The 15,972-nt window shown below is 74.0% G+C and carries 15 protein-coding genes; 3 read left to right on the top strand and 12 right to left on the bottom strand.

The annotated features are described in order from the left end of the window. Positions 1-44: 44 nt before the first annotated feature. Positions 45-584, top strand: coding sequence for a hypothetical protein (locus tag ACFVHI_RS28465; protein ID WP_380344102.1), 540 nt, complete (start codon positions 45-47; stop codon positions 582-584). A gap of 65 nt (positions 585-649) precedes the next feature. Here ACFVHI_RS28465 and ACFVHI_RS28460 read toward each other — a convergent pair whose 3' ends face one another. After that, complete coding sequence (locus tag ACFVHI_RS28460; protein WP_363374971.1) at positions 650-1,555, bottom strand: DMT family transporter; 906 nt, start codon at positions 1,553-1,555, stop codon at positions 650-652. On the opposite strand from ACFVHI_RS28460, the gene ACFVHI_RS28455 reads away from it, so the two are divergent. Further along, positions 1,554-3,008 (top strand): PLP-dependent aminotransferase family protein, encoded by a 1,455-nt coding sequence (locus ACFVHI_RS28455; RefSeq protein ID WP_380344099.1) that lies wholly within the window; start codon positions 1,554-1,556, stop codon positions 3,006-3,008. The two genes, ACFVHI_RS28460 and ACFVHI_RS28455, sit on opposite strands and share 2 nt — an antisense overlap. A gap of 44 nt (positions 3,009-3,052) precedes the next feature. On the opposite strand, the gene htpX is transcribed toward ACFVHI_RS28455, so the two are convergent. From htpX to ACFVHI_RS28400, 11 genes are all read right to left on the bottom strand, one after another. Continuing rightward, on the bottom strand, positions 3,053-3,916 hold the full coding sequence (gene htpX, locus ACFVHI_RS28450) for a zinc metalloprotease HtpX (RefSeq protein WP_063348905.1): 864 nt from the start codon (positions 3,914-3,916) through the stop codon (positions 3,053-3,055). A 160-nt stretch (positions 3,917-4,076) separates the two neighbouring features. Next, positions 4,077-5,648, bottom strand: a complete 1,572-nt coding sequence (locus ACFVHI_RS28445) for an NADH-quinone oxidoreductase subunit N (RefSeq protein ID WP_380344096.1) — start codon at positions 5,646-5,648, stop codon at positions 4,077-4,079. 56 nt (positions 5,649-5,704) lie between these two features. Beyond that, entirely contained in the window at positions 5,705-7,261 is a 1,557-nt protein-coding gene (locus ACFVHI_RS28440) for a NuoM family protein (RefSeq protein ID WP_063348904.1), read from the bottom strand. Between the two features lie 62 nt (positions 7,262-7,323). Next, on the bottom strand, positions 7,324-9,390 hold the full coding sequence (locus ACFVHI_RS28435) for an NADH-quinone oxidoreductase subunit L (RefSeq protein ID WP_063348903.1): 2,067 nt from the start codon (positions 9,388-9,390) through the stop codon (positions 7,324-7,326). Further along, the gene (gene nuoK, locus ACFVHI_RS28430) at positions 9,387-9,758 is read right to left on the bottom strand and encodes an NADH-quinone oxidoreductase subunit NuoK (RefSeq protein WP_063348902.1); all 372 of its coding nucleotides are present in this window, start codon (positions 9,756-9,758) and stop codon (positions 9,387-9,389) included. The genes ACFVHI_RS28435 and nuoK overlap by 4 nt, the downstream gene beginning before the upstream one ends. Then, positions 9,758-10,555 (bottom strand): NADH-quinone oxidoreductase subunit J, encoded by a 798-nt coding sequence (locus ACFVHI_RS28425; RefSeq protein ID WP_380344092.1) that lies wholly within the window; start codon positions 10,553-10,555, stop codon positions 9,758-9,760. Before ACFVHI_RS28425 ends, nuoK begins: the two co-directional genes overlap by 1 nt. Next, the gene (locus tag ACFVHI_RS28420; RefSeq protein WP_380344090.1) at positions 10,552-11,124 is read right to left on the bottom strand and encodes a NuoI/complex I 23 kDa subunit family protein; all 573 of its coding nucleotides are present in this window, start codon (positions 11,122-11,124) and stop codon (positions 10,552-10,554) included. Before ACFVHI_RS28420 ends, ACFVHI_RS28425 begins: the two co-directional genes overlap by 4 nt. Beyond that, on the bottom strand, positions 11,121-12,080 hold the full coding sequence (gene nuoH, locus ACFVHI_RS28415; protein ID WP_380344087.1) for an NADH-quinone oxidoreductase subunit NuoH: 960 nt from the start codon (positions 12,078-12,080) through the stop codon (positions 11,121-11,123). Before nuoH ends, ACFVHI_RS28420 begins: the two co-directional genes overlap by 4 nt. Further along, complete coding sequence (locus ACFVHI_RS28410; RefSeq protein WP_380344084.1) at positions 12,077-13,327, bottom strand: NADH-quinone oxidoreductase subunit C; 1,251 nt, start codon at positions 13,325-13,327, stop codon at positions 12,077-12,079. The genes nuoH and ACFVHI_RS28410 overlap by 4 nt, the downstream gene beginning before the upstream one ends. Then, positions 13,324-13,959 (bottom strand): NADH-quinone oxidoreductase subunit B, encoded by a 636-nt coding sequence (locus ACFVHI_RS28405; RefSeq protein ID WP_380344081.1) that lies wholly within the window; start codon positions 13,957-13,959, stop codon positions 13,324-13,326. Before ACFVHI_RS28405 ends, ACFVHI_RS28410 begins: the two co-directional genes overlap by 4 nt. Continuing rightward, positions 13,950-14,366: an NADH-quinone oxidoreductase subunit A gene (locus ACFVHI_RS28400; RefSeq protein ID WP_380344079.1), complete on the bottom strand. Its 417-nt coding sequence runs from the start codon at positions 14,364-14,366 to the stop codon at positions 13,950-13,952. Before ACFVHI_RS28400 ends, ACFVHI_RS28405 begins: the two co-directional genes overlap by 10 nt. A 354-nt stretch (positions 14,367-14,720) precedes the next feature. On the opposite strand from ACFVHI_RS28400, the gene ACFVHI_RS28395 reads away from it, so the two are divergent. After that, positions 14,721-15,890: a sensor histidine kinase gene (locus ACFVHI_RS28395; protein WP_063351316.1), complete on the top strand. Its 1,170-nt coding sequence runs from the start codon at positions 14,721-14,723 to the stop codon at positions 15,888-15,890. The last annotated feature ends 82 nt before the right edge of the window (positions 15,891-15,972 follow it).

The following is a 15,972-nucleotide window of genomic DNA, read 5'->3' as shown; positions in this document are numbered from 1 at the left end:
CCGTACGGTCCGCCCGTAGGCCTGTTCGGCCCCTGGAGGAGTCCATGAGCAGCCCGTCGCCCGACCCCGCGCAGCCGGAGCAGCCCCCGCGTACCGGCCCCGAGCAACCCGGGCAGCCCCCGCGCACCGGCCCCGAACAGCCCGGGCAGACCTGGCGCACCACCCCCGGCACACCGCAGCCGACGCCGGGCAACGAGTTCCGCGACTGGGCGCCCGGCCTGGTGATGTTCGCCGGTGTGCTGATGCTGATCAACGGCATCATGGAGGCCCTCCGGGGCATCATGGCGGTCTCCAACGACGACCTCTTCGTCCACACCCCCCGCTACGTCTTCCGGTTCGACCTCACCGGCTGGGGCTGGGTCCACATCGTCGTCGGCGTGCTGGTCGCGGTGACCGGCGCGTTCCTGCTCAAGGGCGCCGCCTGGGCCCGCTACGCCGGTATCTTCTTCACCTCGCTGAGTGCCCTCGACAGCTTCCTGGTCCTGCCGTACTTCCCGCTCTGGTCGCTCGTGGTGATCGCACTGGACGTCTTCATCATCTGCGCGCTCTGCGTCTACCGCCCCCAGGAGGGCACCACGCTCTGACGCCCCGGTGGTCCGCGCGCCCGGACCCGTCTCAGGTCCGGACCCGCCTCAGGCCCGGACCCGTCTCAGGTCCGGGCCCGCTGGGTGACCGCGATGCAGACCAGCACCACCACCGCCGTGACGGGTGCGGCCGCCGGCAGGTCCTCGCCCAGCAGCAGCACCGACCAGACCAGCGTCAACAGCGGCTGCGCGAGCTGCAGTTGGCTGGCCCGCGGCACCCCGATCTCCGCCATCCCCCGGTACCAGAGCACGAACCCGCCGAACTGCGACACCGCCGCCGTGTACGCCAGCCCGGTCAGCGCCTTCGCCCCGAGGTGGACCGGCTCGGCGGGCAGCGCGAGGGCCGCGGTCAGCAGCGTCACCGGCAGCGCGGCCACCACCGCCCAGGCGATCACCTGGGCTCCCGGCAGGTCCCGGGAGAGCCGCCCGCCCTCCGCGTACCCGGCCGCGCAGATCGCCACCCCGACGAACAGGAGCAGGTCCGCGACGGTCGGCCGACCGTGGCTCTGCAGCAGGGTGAAGCCGAGGACGGCCGCCGCCCCCGCCACCGCCGCCGCCCAGAACGCCCGGGACGGCCGACGGCCGGTGCGCAGCGCCGCGCACACCGCGGTGGCCAGCGGCAGGACGCCGATGACCACCGCCGAGTGGGCCGTCGAGGAGGTCCGCAGGGCGAGCGTGGTCAGCAGCGGGAAGCCCAGCACGCAGCCGCCCGACACCACCAGCAGGGCGGGCCAGTGCCGCCGCTTCGGCAGCGGGGCGCCGACGGCCACCAGGTAGAGCGCGGCCAGCACTCCCGCCAGGGCGCCGCGCAGCCCGGTCGCGGTCCACGGGCCGAAGCCCTCCAGGGCCCACGCGGTGGCGGGGAAGCTGAGGGAGAAGGAGGCCACCCCGAGGGCGGCCAGGGCGGTGCCGGAGGCGGGGCTTCGCGGTGCTACCGCCGACGGGCGGGTAGCGCTATCTTGTGCCGTCATGAATGAGCGTAGCAGTGTGACCGAACTCGCCGACAGGCTGCGGCGGGAGGTCGAGCGCTACCCGGAGGGGCGAAAGCTGCCCTCCAGCCGGGTGCTGGTGGAGCGCCATCAGGTCAGCCCGGTGACGGTCTCCCGGGCCATCGCGGTCCTCGCGGCCGAGGGCCTGGTGGTCTCCCGGCCGGGCGCCGGGGTGTTCCGCGCGGCGGCCTTCGCCGGGCGCCCGGCCGGCACCGCCGCGCCCGCCACCCGTCCCGGCGACCTCTCCTGGCAGGAGGTCGCGCTCAGCGCCGACTCCGACCCCCGCGACCTGCTGGCCGCCCCGGTGTTCGCCACCCTCCGCGTGCCCCCGCCCGACGTCATCGACCTCAACAGCGGCTACCCGCACGCCTCGCTGCTGCCCGAACGCCTGCTGGCCACCGCCCTCGCCCGGGCCGGCCGGCGCCCGGGCGCCTGGAACCGGCCGCCCACCGACGGCCTCACCGAGTTGCGCGGCTGGTTCGCCCGCGACATCGGCGGCACCGGCGGGCCGATCGGCGCCGGGGACGTCCTGATCACCTCCGGCGGGCAGGGCGGGCTCACCGTGGCCATGCGCTCGCTCGCCGCGCCCGGCGCGCCCGTCCTGGTGGAGTCGCCGACCTACTCGGGCATCCTGGCGGTCGTCCGCGCGGCCGGGCTGCGGCCCGTCCCCGTCCCGGTCGACGCCGACGGCGTGCGCACCGACCTGCTGGCCGACGCCTTCGAGGCCACCCGGGCGCGGGTCTTCGTCTGCCAGCCGCTGTTCCAGAACCCGACCGGCGCGGTGCTCTCACCCACCCGGCGCTCCGAGGTGCTGCGGATCGCCCGGGCGGCCGGCGCGTTCGTCGTCGAGGACGACTTCGCCCGCCTGCTCGTCCACGCGGACGCCCCCGCGCTGCCGCGCCCGCTCGCCGCCGACGACCAGGACGGGGTCGTGGTGCACCTGCGGTCGCTGACCAAGGCCGCCTCGCCCAACCTGCGGGTCGGCGCGCTCACCGCGCGCGGCCCGGCCCTGGCCCGGCTCCGGGCCACCCAGGTGGTGGACAGCTTCTTCGTGCCCCGGCCGCTCCAGGAGGCGACGCTGGAACTGGTCGCCGACCCCGGCTGGGCCCGCCACCTGCGCGCCCTCGGGGCGGAACTGCGGACCCGCCGCACCGCCACCGTCGCCGCCCTGCACCGCGAACTCCCCGGCCTGCTCGGCGTCTACCGGCCCGGCGGCTACCACCTGTGGCTGCGGCTCCCGGACGGCGTCGACGACGCCGCCCTCACCGCCGCCGCCCTGCGCGCCGGCGTCCAGGTCACCCCCGGCCGCCCGTACCACGCCGCCGAACCCCCGGCCCCGCACCTGCGCCTCAGCTACGCCGCCGCCGAGAGCTCCGCGCACGCCGTCGAGGGGATCCACCGCCTCCGCCGGGCCTACGAGGACCTGCCGGCCTGACCTCCGGCCCCACGCGGAGCAGGCCTCAGCGCCCGGAGCAGGCCTCAGCGCCCGTAGCCCGCCATCCGCTCCAGCCGGGCGATGCGCTCCGCCATCGGCGGGTGGGTGGAGAAGAGCCGGGCGCCGGCCTCGCCGGGGCGGAACGGGCTGGCGATCATCATGTGGCTGGCGGTCTGGATCTGCGGCTCCGGCGGGAGGGGCAGCCTGCGGGTGCCGGCGTCGAGCTTGCGCAGGGCGCCGGCCAGGGCGAGCGGGTCGCCGGTGATCCGGGCGCCGTCGGCATCGGCCTGGTACTCGCGGGAGCGGCTGACGGCCAGCTGGATGAGCCCGGCCGCCAGCGGGCCGAGGATCATGATGGCGAGCATGCCGAAGAGGCCGGGCCCGTCGTCGTCGTCGCCGCGGCCGAAGGGGATCAGCCAGGCGAAGTTCACCAGGAACATCACCACCGAGGCGAGCGCCCCGGCGACCGAGGAGATCAGGATGTCCCGGTTGTAGACGTGGCTCAGCTCGTGCCCGAGCACGCCCCGCAGCTCGCGTTCGTCCAGCAGCTGCAGGATGCCGTCGGTGCAGCAGACGGCCGCGTTGCGCGGGTTGCGGCCGGTGGCGAAGGCGTTCGGCGCGGGGGTCGGGGAGATGTAGAGGCGCGGCATCGGCTGGCGGGCCGCGGTGGAGAGCTCGCGGACGATCCGGTAGAGCCGTGGCGCCTCGATCTCGCTGACCGGCCGGGCCCGCATGGCCCGCAGCGCGAGCTTGTCACTGTTCCAGTAGGCGTAGGCGTTGGTGCCGAGGGCGACCAGCAGGGCGATCACCAAGCCGGTTCGGCCGAAGAATCCGCCGATCACCAAGATGAGCGCCGAGAGGCCGCCGAGCAGGACGGCGGTCCTCAGTCCGTTGTGCCGGCGGTGCACGTCAGGCCCTCCAATGGTGCGGTGGGGAAGCCCTTTCTGCCTCGTCCCTCTTGCCCGGTCAACGGGTGGGGGCCCGGGCCTTGTTCCCTTGTGACCGGCGTGACACCGCCGCGGCACCCCGCCGGGCCGGACCGCGACGGCCGGACGGGCGGGTGCGCGCTCAGAACAGGCTTCCGCCGGCGACCTGGAGGACCAGCTGCGGAGCGAAGGAGAGGACCACGGCCACCGAGGCGGTGAGCCCCAGCGTGGCGGTCAGGGTGACCGGCAGCCGGCCTTCGGCCCCGGCCTCGCCGACCGGTGCGGCGCCCGGCGCGGCACCTTCCTCGGCACCCGGCGCCGGGGCGAACAGCCGGGTCGTCCAGAGCAGGTAGTAGTACAGCGCGACGACCACGTTGGCGGCCATCACGACGGCCAGCCAGCCCAGCCCCGCGTCGACGGCCGCGCGGAACACCACGACCTTGCCGAACAGGCCGATCACGCCCGGGGGCAGCCCGGCCAGGCAGAGCAGGAAGAAGGCGAGCGCGAGGGCCGTCCAGCGGCGCCGGGCGAACAGGCCGCGGAAGTCGTCCACGCTGGTCCCGGCCCGGCGGCCGACCGCCGCGACCACGCCGAACGCGCCGAGGTTCACCACGCCGTAGATCAGCGCGTACGCGGCGGTGGCGCCGAGCGGGTCGACCCCGGTGGGCGCGTAACCGGCGGCGGCGAGCGGCACCAGCAGGTAGCCGGCCTGGCCGACGGACGACCAGGCGAGCAGCCGCACCGCGCTGTAGCGGGTGTCGAAGCGCTGGCGCAGCGCGCCGACGTTGCCCACCGTCATGGTGACGGCGGCCAGCACGGCGAGCGCCAGGCCCCAGGTGTGCGCGTACGGGCGGAAGGCGATGGTGGTGGCGAGCGCGAGGCCGGACAGGCCGGCCGCCTTGCCGACCACCGAGAGGTAGCCGGCCACCGGCAGCGGGGCGCCGATGTAGGTGTCGGGCACCCAGAAGTGGAACGGGACGGCGGCGACCTTGAAGGCGAACCCGACCAGGGTCAGCACGGCGCCCGCCTCGGCCAGCGGCTTGAGCTGCCCGGGGGCGTGTTCCAGGCCCTGGGCGACGGCGCCGAGGTGCAGGCTGCCGCTGGCCGCGTAGACGAAGCCGACGCCGAGCAGCATCACGGCCGTGGCGGTGACGGAGGAGACGAAGAACTTGAGCGCGGCCTCGGCGCCCCGGCCGTCCCGGCGCAGCGCGACCAGCGCGAAGGCGGGCAGCGAGGCGACCTCCAGCGCGATCACCATGGTGGCGAGGTCGCGGGAGGCGGGCAGCAGCGCGGCGCCGGTGGCGCTGGAGAGCAGCAGGAACCAGTACTCGCCGCCGGGCAGCTTCTCCTCCTCGACGGTGTGCGCGGAGAGCAGGGCGGCGATCAGCGCGCCGCCGAGGGCGAGCAGCTGGAACACCAGGGCGAAGTGGTCGGCGACGTACGAGCAGCCCGCATTGTCAGACCCCCCTGCTACGTTCTGCACACAGAAGGTCGCCTGGGGTGATCCCCCGGTGAGGGGGAGGAGTGCGATGAGGGCGAGGGCGAGTCCGGCCGCGGCGAGGCGGCCGAGCCACTTCCGGTGCCGCTCGGGCAGGAACAGGTCGGTGAGCAGGACGGCGAGGGCGGCCACCGCGGCGATCAGCGGGGGCGCGATCGCCACCCAGTCCACGGACTGGATCAGGCTGCCCGGGTTGGCTACGGCGAGGGAGGTCACAGTGTGCTGCCCCGTGGAGTGAGGTCCGAGTGCGGCGATCTGGGCTCCGAGCACGGTCAGCCACCCCCGAGGAGGTGCTTGACGGCGGGGTCGGAGAGGCCGAGCAGGAGCGCGGGCCAGAGGCCGGCGAGCAGGGTGAGGGCGGCCAGCGGCGTCCAGCTGACGGCCTCGTACGGGCGCAGGTCGGCGACCTGGTCCACCGGGGCGGGCTGCTGGGGGTCGCCCATGCAGACGCGCTTGACCACGATCAGCAGGTAGGCGGCGGTGAGGAGGGTGCCGAGACCGGCCAGGACCATGTAGGTGACGAACGCGGGGCGCGACAGGCCGTCGGCCGGGTCGAACGCGCCGAACATGGCGAGCAGCTCGCCCCAGAAGCCGGCCAGGCCGGGCAGGCCGAGGCTGGCCACGGCGGCGAAGGCGAGCAGCGCGCCGATCCGCGGGGCGCGGCCGTACAGGGCGGCGCCGGTGGCACCGGAGAGGGTGTCGAGGTCCGCCGTGCCGTAGCGGTCCTTGAGGGCGCCGACGAGGAAGAACAGCAGACCGGTGATCAGACCGTGGGCGATGTTGGCGAACAGCGCGCCGTTGACGCCCACCGGAGTGAGGGAGGCGATGCCCAGCAGCACGAAGCCCATGTGGCCGACGGAGGAGTACGCGATCAGGCGCTTGAGGTCGCCCTTGGCGCCGGGGCGGGCCAGCGCCAGACAGGCCAGTGATCCGTAGACGATGCCGACGGCGGCGAACGCGCCCAGGTAGGGGGCGAGCGTCGCGGTGCCGTCGGGCACGACCGGGAGGAGGACGCGGACCAGACCGTACGTGCCCATCTTCAGCAGCACGCCGGCGAGCAGCACCGAGCCGACCGTCGGGGCGGCGGTGTGCGCGTCCGGGAGCCAGCTGTGCAGCGGCCAGGCGGGGGCCTTGACCGCGAGCCCGACCATGATCGCCAGGGCGGCGATCACCTGGGTGGTGTGGCTCAGGCCGTTGCCGTGCGCGGCGGCCAGGGCCTGCATGTCGAAGGTGCCGGCCTTGCTGCCGATCAGCAGGAAGCCGAGCAGCATCACGGCCGAGCCGAGCAGCGTGTACAGGATGAACCGGTTGGCGGCCGGGGCCTTCGCCCCGCTCCCCCAGCGGGCGATCAGGAAGTACATCGGGATCAGCACGATCTCGAAGGCCAGGAAGAAGAGCAGGAGGTCCAGCACCGCGAAGGTGGCGAGCATGCCGACTTCGAGGAGGAGGAACAACCCGACGAAGGCCTTCGCCGACGGCACGCTGTCCCCACCCGGCAGCCGCTTCTCCGAGTACAGCGCGCAGAGGAAGGTGAGCAGTGCGGTCAGCACGATCAGCGGCAGCGAGATGCCGTCCACGCCGAGGTGGAGGCGCACGTTGAGGGCCGGGATCCAGGACACGTCGGTGGTGGCCTGCATCCGGGCGGGCTCATCGTGGTCGAAACCGGCCGCCAAGGCGACGGTGAGCAGCAGCACCGCGCCGGTGACGACGCTGTTCAGCCGCAGCGCCCGCCGGTCGGCGGCGGCCGGCTCCCGGCCGAACACCGGCGCCAGGGTGAGCGCGGCGCCGAGCAGCGGCAGCACCAGGAGGGCGATGAGGACTGCGTTCATCGGGGGCTCCTACGGGCGGCGGTCGGAATCGGGAGAACCGGGGAGAGGGGGTACGGCATCCGCTACACCGCCACCAGGACGGCCAGCAGGACGACGCCGGCGAGCAGCGCGCTGAGGTAGGTCTGCGCGTTGCCGGTCTGCGCGAGCCGGACGGCCCGGCCGAGCAGGTTGGCGCCGGCCCCGCTGCCACGCACGTAGGTCTCGACGACCTCGCGGTCGAGGAAGCGGACCAGCCGGGCGGCGGCGGTCACCGGGCGGACGAACAGCGCGTGGTACAGCCGGTCGACGCCGAAGCCGTGCCGGGCCGGGCCGAACAGCGGGCCGAGCAGGGTGCGCCCGGGGTCGGCGACGATCACCTCGGCGATCGGAGCTCCGGCCTGCTCGGGCACCCGGCCGGCGTCGGCCGGGGCCGGGCGGCCGGTGGCCAGCCGCGCGGTCGCCGAGCGCCAGGCGCCGTACGCCGCGAGCACGCCGACCACGGCGAGCCCGGTGCCGATGACGGCGGTGACGGCCGAGGGGCGCAGCGAGCCGCCGTCCAGCAGCGCGGGCAGCCAGTCCGAGCGCAGGCCGGCGACGCCGAAGCCCATGGTCGGGATCGCCAGCACCCAGAGCGGCCAGCGCATCGCGGGCGGCTCGGCGGTGGCCGGGTCGGCCTCGTCGAGCTCGGGCGAGTACGGCGCGTCCGCCTCGTGCCCGGCCGCAGACGCCACGGCCTGCGGCACTGCGGCCTGCGACGCCCCGCCAGCCTGCGCCCCGGCAGCCTGCGGGCTGTGGAAGCTGACCAGGAAGAGCCGGGTCGCGTACGCGGCGGTGAGCAGCGCGGTGAGTCCGGCGGAGATCAGCACGATCCACCCGGCGGCCTCCGGCACGGCCGAGGCCGGGCCGAGCCCGTTGGTGAGCGCCTCGCCGTTGGCGGCATGCTCGGCGGCGGTCAGCACCGCCTCCTTGCTGAAGAAACCGGAGAACGGCGGCAGCCCGACCAGGGCGACGAGCGCGATGCCCATCGTCCAGTAGGCGTCCGGGACGCGCTTGCGCAGCCCGGGGATCCGGGACATCGCGGAGATCGAGTTGGTGTGCGCGGCGTGGATCACCACACCGGCGGCCAGGAACAGCAGCGCCTTGAAGGCGCCGTGGCTGACCAGGTGGAAGACGGAGGCCTCGCGGTCGCCGGTGGCCAGCGCCCCGGCCATGTAGCCGAGCTGGCCGACGGTGGAGTAGGCGAGCACCCGTTTGAGGTCGTCCTGGGCGAGCGCGCAGAGCGCCGAGCCGATCATCGTCACGGCGGCCATCACGGCCAGCACGACCAGCGCCGCGCCCGACAGCAGGAACACCGGCAGCAGCCGGGCGACCAGGTAGATGCCGGCCGCGACCATGGTGGCGGCGTGGATCAGCGCGGAGACCGGCGTCGGGCCGGCCATGGCGTCCGGGAGCCAGGTGTGCAGCGGGAACTGCGCGCTCTTGCCGGCCACCCCGGCGAGCAGCAGCAGGGCGATCAGCGTCGGGTGGCCGAGCCGCCCGTCGGTCGCGGCGGCCAGCACGTCGGGGATCCGGAAGCTGCCGGCGTCCGCGCCGAGCAGGAAGATCCCGAACAGGAACGGCACGTCGCCGAGCTTGGTGACCAGGAAGGCCTTCAGCGAGGCCGAGCGGGCGTCCTCGGTCTCCCAGTGGTGGCCGATCAGGAAGTACGAGCAGATGCCCATGACCTCCCAGCCGACCAGCAGCACGATCAGGTCGCCCGAGTAGACCACCAGGAACATCGCCGCGGTGAACAGCGAGACCAGCGCGGCGTACGACGGGTAGCGCGGGTCCTTCCTGAGGTACGCGGTCGAGTAGACCTGCACGCAGGTGGCGACCAGGCCGACCAACACGGAGATCAGCGAGCTGAAGCCGTCCAGGTGGAGGGCGAGCGCGATGTCCGGGCCACCGGTGGGGGTGAGCCGGGTGGCGGCGTCCAGCACCTGGCCGGTGCCGAGCTGGAGGGCGACGACCAGGGCGAGCACGGCCGAGACGGCGACCGGCACGATGGCCAGCGGCCGGGCCAGGCCGGGCGCCTTCTTGCCGACGGCCAAGGTCGCGGCGGCCCCGAGTGCGGGCAGCGCGGGGACGAGGGCGGGCAGGGCGAGGTTCATGCGGCGGCCTGGCCCTTCAGCGCCTCGGCTCCGGCCGGCGTCTCCTCGGCGAGCGGCTCCGCCGGATCGCCGAGCGCGGTGGCCCGGTCGATGTCCGCGGTGCCCCGGGCCCGGAACAGCAGCAGGACGATGGCGAGCCCCAGCCCGATCTCGGCGGCGGCGACGGTGATGGTGAACAGGGTGAGTGCCTGGCCGGCGTGCAGCGAGTCGCGCAGCCAGGTGTCGAAGGCGACCAGGTTGAGGTTGACGGCGTTGAGCATCAGCTCGACGGACATCAGGACCAGGACGGCGTTGCGCCGGGCGAGCACGCCGTACACGCCGATGCTGAACAGCAGCGCGGCGAGGACGACGGGGTAGGCGAGGTGCATCAGCTCTCCTCCGACGCGGACGGCGCGGACGGCGCGGACGGCGCGGACGGCGCGGACGGCGCGGACGGCGCGGACGGCGCGGACGGCGCGGACGGCGCGGACGGCGCAGCCTCTGCGGCCTTCGGGGCCGCCGGGTTCTCCGGCGCCGGCCGGGGCACGGTGGCGGCGACGGTCCCGTTCGAGCCCACCGGCCGGCCGGCGCGCAGCCGGCCCGCCCGGGGCGGCGGCACCCGCCGCGTCGAGCCGCGCGACAGCACGATCGCGCCGACCAGCGCCGCCAGCAGCAGCACGGAGAGGGCCTCGAAGGGCAGCACCCAGTGGCGGAACAGGCTCGCCCCGGTGACGGCGGCCGAGCCGCCCCCCGCGCCGAGGTCGATCCAGGAGGTCCGGAAGGCGTCGACGACCAGCGTCACCAGCGTCCCGGCCGAGGCGAGCGCCACGACCAGGGCCACCCAGCGGTTCTTGGAGTCGGCGTCCGGCGAGCGCCCGATCGGCGCCTTGGTGAGCATCAGCCCGAACAGCACCAGGACGATCACCGAGCCGAGGTAGATCAGCACCTGCACCCAGGCGATGAACTCGGCGGTGAGCAGCAGGAACTCCACCGCCAGCCCGCCCAGCGCGACCACCAGCCAGAGCGCGGCGTGCACCAGTTGTTTGGTGCTGACGGCGACCACGGCCGAGCCGAGCACGGCGATGCCGACCAGCAGGAAGACGATCTCCACCCCGGTCGGGGACAGGAACGAACGGGCGGCCGGCTCCAGCGAGCCGGTCGCCACGAGCAGGGTGGCGGCGCTCACTGGGCCTCCCCCTCATCCGAGGCCGCCGAGGCAGCCGCTGCGGCCGCTGCGGCGGCGGCCAGCTTGTCCGCCGTCTTGCGCGCGGTGGTGATCTCCTTGGGCTCCTCGGCCGCCGGGTCCAGCGCCGGCGGCGCCGGGACGGTCCACATCCACTCGCGGAGCTTGTCCCGCTCGTGGGTCAGCTCCAGGATGTCGGTCTCGGCGTACTCGAACTCGGGCGACCAGAACAGCGCGTCGAAGGGGCACACCTCGATGCAGATCCCGCAGTACATGCAGAGCGAGAAGTCGATGGCGAACCGGTCCAGCACGTTGCGGGTGCGGGCCCGCGCGTTCGGCTCGGCGGCCGGCAGCGTCTCCTTGTGGGAGTCGATGTAGATGCACCAGTCCGGGCACTCGCGCGCGCAGAGCATGCACACCGTGCAGTTCTCCTCCAGCAGCGCGATGACGCCGCGCGAACGCGGCGGCAGCACCGGCTGCACGTCGGGGTACTGCGCGGTGACGGTCTTCTTCGTCATCGTCCGCAGGGTCACGGCCAGGCCCTTGGCCAGGCCGGCACCGGGAAAACTCATGAGATCGCCACCTTGATGACGCCGGTCAGGGCCAGCTGGACGAGGGCGAGCGGGATCAGCACGGTCCACGCGAAGCGCATCAGCTGGTCCTCGCGCAGACGCGGGTAGGTGACCCGCAGCCAGATGACCACGAAGGCCAACGCGAAGGTCTTCAGGATCATCCAGAGCCAGCCGAGCTGGTCCGCCAGCGGGCCGTGCCAGCCGCCCAGGAAGAGCACCGCGGTCAGCGCCGACACCACCAGGATGCCCGCGTACTCGGACAGCAGGAACAGCGCGAAGCGCAGGCCCGTGTACTCGGTGTACGCGCCGAAGATGATCTCCGAGTCGGCGACCGGCATGTCGAACGGCGGGCGCTGGAGCTCGGCCAGGCCGGCCGTGAAGAACACGAACGCGCCGATGAGCTGCCAGGGCAGCCAGTACCACTCCCAGGCGTCCACGATCCCGGGCAGCGAGAGCGTGCCGGCGGCCATCGCCACCGAGGCCGCCGCCAGCACCATCGGCAGCTCGTACGACATCAGCTGCGCGGCCGTGCGCAGGCCGCCGAGCAGCGAGAACTTGTTCGCCGAGGCCCAGCCGGCCATCAGCTTGCCGATCACGCCGACGCCCATCACGGCCAGCACGAAGAACAGGCCGGCGTCGATCGCCTGGCCGACGAAGCCGTTCGGGCCGACCGGGATCGCCAGCAGCACGAAGAGGTACGGCAGCAGCGAGACGGCGGGCGCCAGCTGGAAGATCCGGCGGTCCGCCCCGGCCGGGACGATGTCCTCCTTCTGCGCGAACTTCACGCCGTCCGCGACGAGCTGCGCCCAGCCGTGGAAGCCGCCCGCGTACATCGGGCCGAGTCGGCCCTGCATGTGCGCCATGACCTTGTGCTCGGTCTGGCCGATGACCAGCGGGAGGGTGAGGAAGACGACCAGGGTGGCGACGCAGCGCAGCACCGTGTCGAGCAGGTTCACGCGCCGTCTCCGTCCTGGCCGGCCGGTCCGGCCGACGTCTCGTCCTGCTCACCCGCGGGCGCGGCGGGCTTCGCCGGCTCGACGGGCGACTGCTCCTCGGCAGGCTCCTCCGCAGGCTTCTCCACAGGCTTCGCGGGCTCGGCCGGTGCCTTCGCCTCGGCGGGCTTCGCGGGCTCGTCGTGCGCGGGCACCGGGTTGTGCCAGGGCGCGTCCGAGGACCGGGTCCGCGGCGACGCCGAGCCCTCGGCCTTCGGCTCGGCAGGCGCAGCGGCCTCGGCAGCCTCGGCGGGCGCCGGCTCCGCAGCCTGACTGACCGAGCCGTCGGACACCGACCTGACCCGACGCGGCCGGTCCGCCCGCACCACGGGCACCGCCTCGCCAGCGGCCGAAGCAGCAGCCGAACCAGCGGTCGGAGCAGCAGCCTCACCAGCAGCCTCACCAGCAGCCGAAGCAGCGTCCGGAGTAACGGCACCAGCAGCCTCGGCTCCCGCCTGACTCGCCGACCCCTCCGCCACCGTCCTGGTCCGCCGAGGCCGGTCCGCCCGCACCGCCGCCGCGCCCTCGGCACCGGCAGCAGCACCGGCCCCAGCAGCGCCAGCAGCACCAGCAGCCCGGGGCGTCCGCCCGGCCGCGCCCGCCGCCCGCGCACCACGCGCGGGCCGCTCGGCGACCGGCGGCAGGGTGCCCTTCAGCGGCCCCCACTCGTTCGGGTCCGGCACCCCGGCCGGCTGCATCTTGCGGCGGGCGGGCCCGTCGCCGTGGTCCGACTCGCCCGGCTCCTTGGCTCCCGGCCAGGCCTTGGCGACCCGGGCCGCGAGCACGAACTCCTTGCGCAGCGGGTACCCCTCGAAGCCGTCCGGCAGCAGCAGGGTGGCGAGGTAGGGGTGTCCGGGGAAGTCGATGCCGAACATCTCGTGGGTCTCACGCTCGTGCCAGGCGGCGCCCGCGTAGACCGGTACGGCGGTGGGCAGCGCGGCCTTGTCCCGCGGCACCCGGGTGCGCAGCGCCAGGTGGCGCAGCACGCCCGGGGCGTCGGCGGAGGCGAGGTGGGCGACCACGGAGAAGCCCTCGGCCAGTTCGTCGACGGCGCTCAGCCAGTCGAAGTAGCCCAGGCCGAGCGCGTCGCGGGCGTTGGTGAGCGCCTCGATCCAGTGCTCGGCGGGGACGTCGACGGTGACCAGCCCGTATGCCTCGGCGCCGGTCGCCCACTCCCCGACCGACGCCGCGTACTGCTCGGCGGAAGTCATGAGGCCCCTCCCTCGGTCGAAGGCCCCGTCACCAGCGGGCGGCGCAGCGCCGCCGCGGGCGCGGTGTAGCGGTCGGGCAGCGACTCGGCGGCGATCTTCTCCTGGAGCTTGAGGATGCCCTGGAGCAGCGCCTCGGGCCGGGGCGGGCAGCCGGGCACGTAGACGTCGACCGGGATGATCTGGTCCACGCCCTTGGTCACCGAGTAGGAGTCCCAGTACGGGCCGCCGGAGTTGGAGCAGGCGCCGAAGGAGATGACGTACTTCGGCTCGGGCATCTGCTCGTAGAGGCGTTTGACGGCGGGCGCCATCTTGTCGGTCACCGTCCCCGAGACGATCATCAGGTCGGCCTGACGGGGTCCGGGCGCGAACGGAATGACACCCATCCGGATGAAGTCGTGTTTGGCCATGGACGCGGCGATGAACTCGATCGCGCAGCAGGCCAGGCCGAAGTTGAAGCACCAGAGGCTGTAGCGGCGGCCCCAGTTGAGCACGACCTTGACCGGGTCGGGCGCGAGCCGGGCCAGCGGGCCGATGCCACGGCGCTCGACGGCGCCGGGGCGCGACGGGTCCGGGAGGCCGAGTGGGACCGGCCCGCCCTGGGCGCCGTGCGAGTGGGTGTGCGTCACGTCCATTCCAGAACGCCCTTCTTCCAGGCGTAGAGCAGGCCGACCGTGAGGAAGCCGATGAAGAGGAACATCTCGATCAGCGTTCCGGCGCCGTACCCGGCGGTGGCGAAGACCGTCGCCCACGGGAACAGGTAGATCGCGTCGACCGCGAAGATCACGTACAGGAAGGCGTACACGTAGTAGCGGATCTGGGTGTGCGCCCAGTCCTCGCCCACCGGGTCCACCCCGCACTCGTAGGCGAGGAGTTTCTCGGGCGAGTACACCACCGGCCGCAGCAGGCGGTTGGCCGTGAACGCCGCGGCGACGAAGAGCACCCCGACGACGGCCAGCAGGCCCATCGCGGCGTACGCGTCGAAGTAGCCGCCGCCGACCGCCGGGTCGGCCGCGACGGCAGCCGCATGCTGCCCCTCCATGCCTTCGCCCTCCACCTCGGCCGTGAACAGCCCCTCAAGGCAGTTCTACGACGTTTCCTCGCACGGTCATAACCATGGCCAATGCGTGAGTCTAAGGGGACGGCTCCGCTCCGCCCGAACCCTGCCCGCTCCGCAAGACGTCCGGTGGACACTCCCGCGAGCACCGGGCAGTGGCCCGACGACCAGGACGGGGGTAGGGATAACCCCCGTCCCGGAAGATGTATCACCCCCATGGCATCTCCCGCCCCGGGTTCGGGAAGCTTGCTCCACCAGCTCGACCAAGAGGGACGGTAGATCCAGATGAAGCCGCTGCACCGCCGCACCGTGGATGCCATCAAGGAGCAGGACGCTCAGATGGTCCGCTCGCCGCTGTACGGCGCGCAGATGTGGCGGCAGGTCGGCCAGCTGCTGCTCAACCTGCCGCTCGGCGTCGCCGGCTTCACGCTCACCGCCATCACGCTCACGGCCGGCCTGGGGATGTCGATCACCGTGGTCGGCCTGCCGCTGCTGGCCGGCGGGCTGGCCGTCTCCCGCGCCCTGGGCGGGCTGGGCCGCTGGCGGGCCCGCGCGGCGTACGACTCCGCGATCCACGAGCCGGAGCCGGTGCAGCAGCGCCGGCCGGGGGTGGTGGGCTTCACCATCGCCCACCTGACCGACCTGCTGAACTGGCGCTCGGCGCTCTACAACGTGCTGATGCTGCCCTGGGGCATCCTGAGCTTCACGGTGGCCCTGGTCGCGGTCACCGTGATGTGGCCGGTGCTGCCCTGGGTGATCCGGGCGCTGGCGGCGGTCGACCGGATCCTGGTCGAGTCGCTGCTCTTCCCGGGCGCCCTGGCCGAGCGGGTGCGCGAGCTGGAGGACGACCGCGGCACGGTGGTCGACACCGCCGCCGCCGACCTGCGCCGGATCGAGCGCGACCTGCACGACGGCGCCCAGGCCCGCCTGGTCGCGCTGGCCATGGACCTGGGCATGGCCAAGGAGCGGCTGCGCGAGGTCGAGACCGAGGACGACGTGGTGGCCGCCACGAAGATGGTCGACAACGCGCACGGCGAGGTGAAGCTGGCCCTCCAGGAGCTGCGCGACCTGGCCCGGGGCATCCACCCGGCGGTGCTCACCGACCGCGGCCTGGACGCGGCCCTGTCCTCGGTCGCCGCCCGCTGCACCGTCCCCGGCGGGGTCAAGGTGAACGTCGACCTGAAGGGGCCGGACGGCCAGGCCGAGCGCCCGGACTCGGCGGTCGAGGGCATCGCGTACTTCACCGTCAGCGAGCTGCTGACCAACGTCTCCAAGCACGCCGGCGCCCGCACCGCCTCGGTCGACGTCTGGCGCTCCGACAACCAGCTGATGGTGCTGGTCCAGGACGACGGCAAGGGCGGCGCCGCCCCCTACCCGGGCAGCGGCCTGGCCGGGCTGACCGAGCGGATCCGCGCGGTGGACGGGGTGCTCCTGGTGCAGAGCCCGGAGGGCGGCCCGAGCAGCATCACCGTCGAACTGCCCTGGCGCACCCGCACCGCCCGCCGCTGAACCGAGGCGCGGCACGGCGCCGGGACCACGTCGAGGAAGTGACGAGGTCCCCGCGCCGCACCGGTGGGGCGGCCCGGTCCGC

The organism is Kitasatospora sp. NPDC127121 (assembly GCF_042677305.1).
GTDB lineage: Bacteria > Actinomycetota > Actinomycetes > Streptomycetales > Streptomycetaceae > Kitasatospora.
The sequence above is the reverse complement of the archived record's forward strand: the minus strand, read 5'-3'. Positions and strand labels throughout refer to the sequence as shown.

What these genes read in the sequence shown, in the direction of transcription:
- ACFVHI_RS28410 (WP_380344084.1), bottom strand. Translation starts at nt 13,327, where the DNA reads ATGACTTCCGCCGAGCAGTACGCGGCGTCGGTCGGGGAGTGGGCGACC.
- nuoK (WP_063348902.1), bottom strand. Translation starts at nt 9,758, where the DNA reads ATGCACCTCGCCTACCCCGTCGTCCTCGCCGCGCTGCTGTTCAGCATC.
- ACFVHI_RS28420 (WP_380344090.1), bottom strand. Translation starts at nt 11,124, where the DNA reads ATGAGTTTTCCCGGTGCCGGCCTGGCCAAGGGCCTGGCCGTGACCCTG.
- ACFVHI_RS28460 (WP_363374971.1), bottom strand. Translation starts at nt 1,555, where the DNA reads ATGACGGCACAAGATAGCGCTACCCGCCCGTCGGCGGTAGCACCGCGA.
- ACFVHI_RS28440 (WP_063348904.1), bottom strand. Translation starts at nt 7,261, where the DNA reads ATGAACGCAGTCCTCATCGCCCTCCTGGTGCTGCCGCTGCTCGGCGCC.
- ACFVHI_RS28465 (WP_380344102.1), top strand. Translation starts at nt 45, where the DNA reads ATGAGCAGCCCGTCGCCCGACCCCGCGCAGCCGGAGCAGCCCCCGCGT.
- ACFVHI_RS28405 (WP_380344081.1), bottom strand. Translation starts at nt 13,959, where the DNA reads ATGGACGTGACGCACACCCACTCGCACGGCGCCCAGGGCGGGCCGGTC.
- ACFVHI_RS28400 (WP_380344079.1), bottom strand. Translation starts at nt 14,366, where the DNA reads ATGGAGGGGCAGCATGCGGCTGCCGTCGCGGCCGACCCGGCGGTCGGC.
- ACFVHI_RS28455 (WP_380344099.1), top strand. Translation starts at nt 1,554, where the DNA reads ATGAATGAGCGTAGCAGTGTGACCGAACTCGCCGACAGGCTGCGGCGG.
- ACFVHI_RS28435 (WP_063348903.1), bottom strand. Translation starts at nt 9,390, where the DNA reads ATGAACCTCGCCCTGCCCGCCCTCGTCCCCGCGCTGCCCGCACTCGGG.
- ACFVHI_RS28395 (WP_063351316.1), top strand. Translation starts at nt 14,721, where the DNA reads ATGGTCCGCTCGCCGCTGTACGGCGCGCAGATGTGGCGGCAGGTCGGC.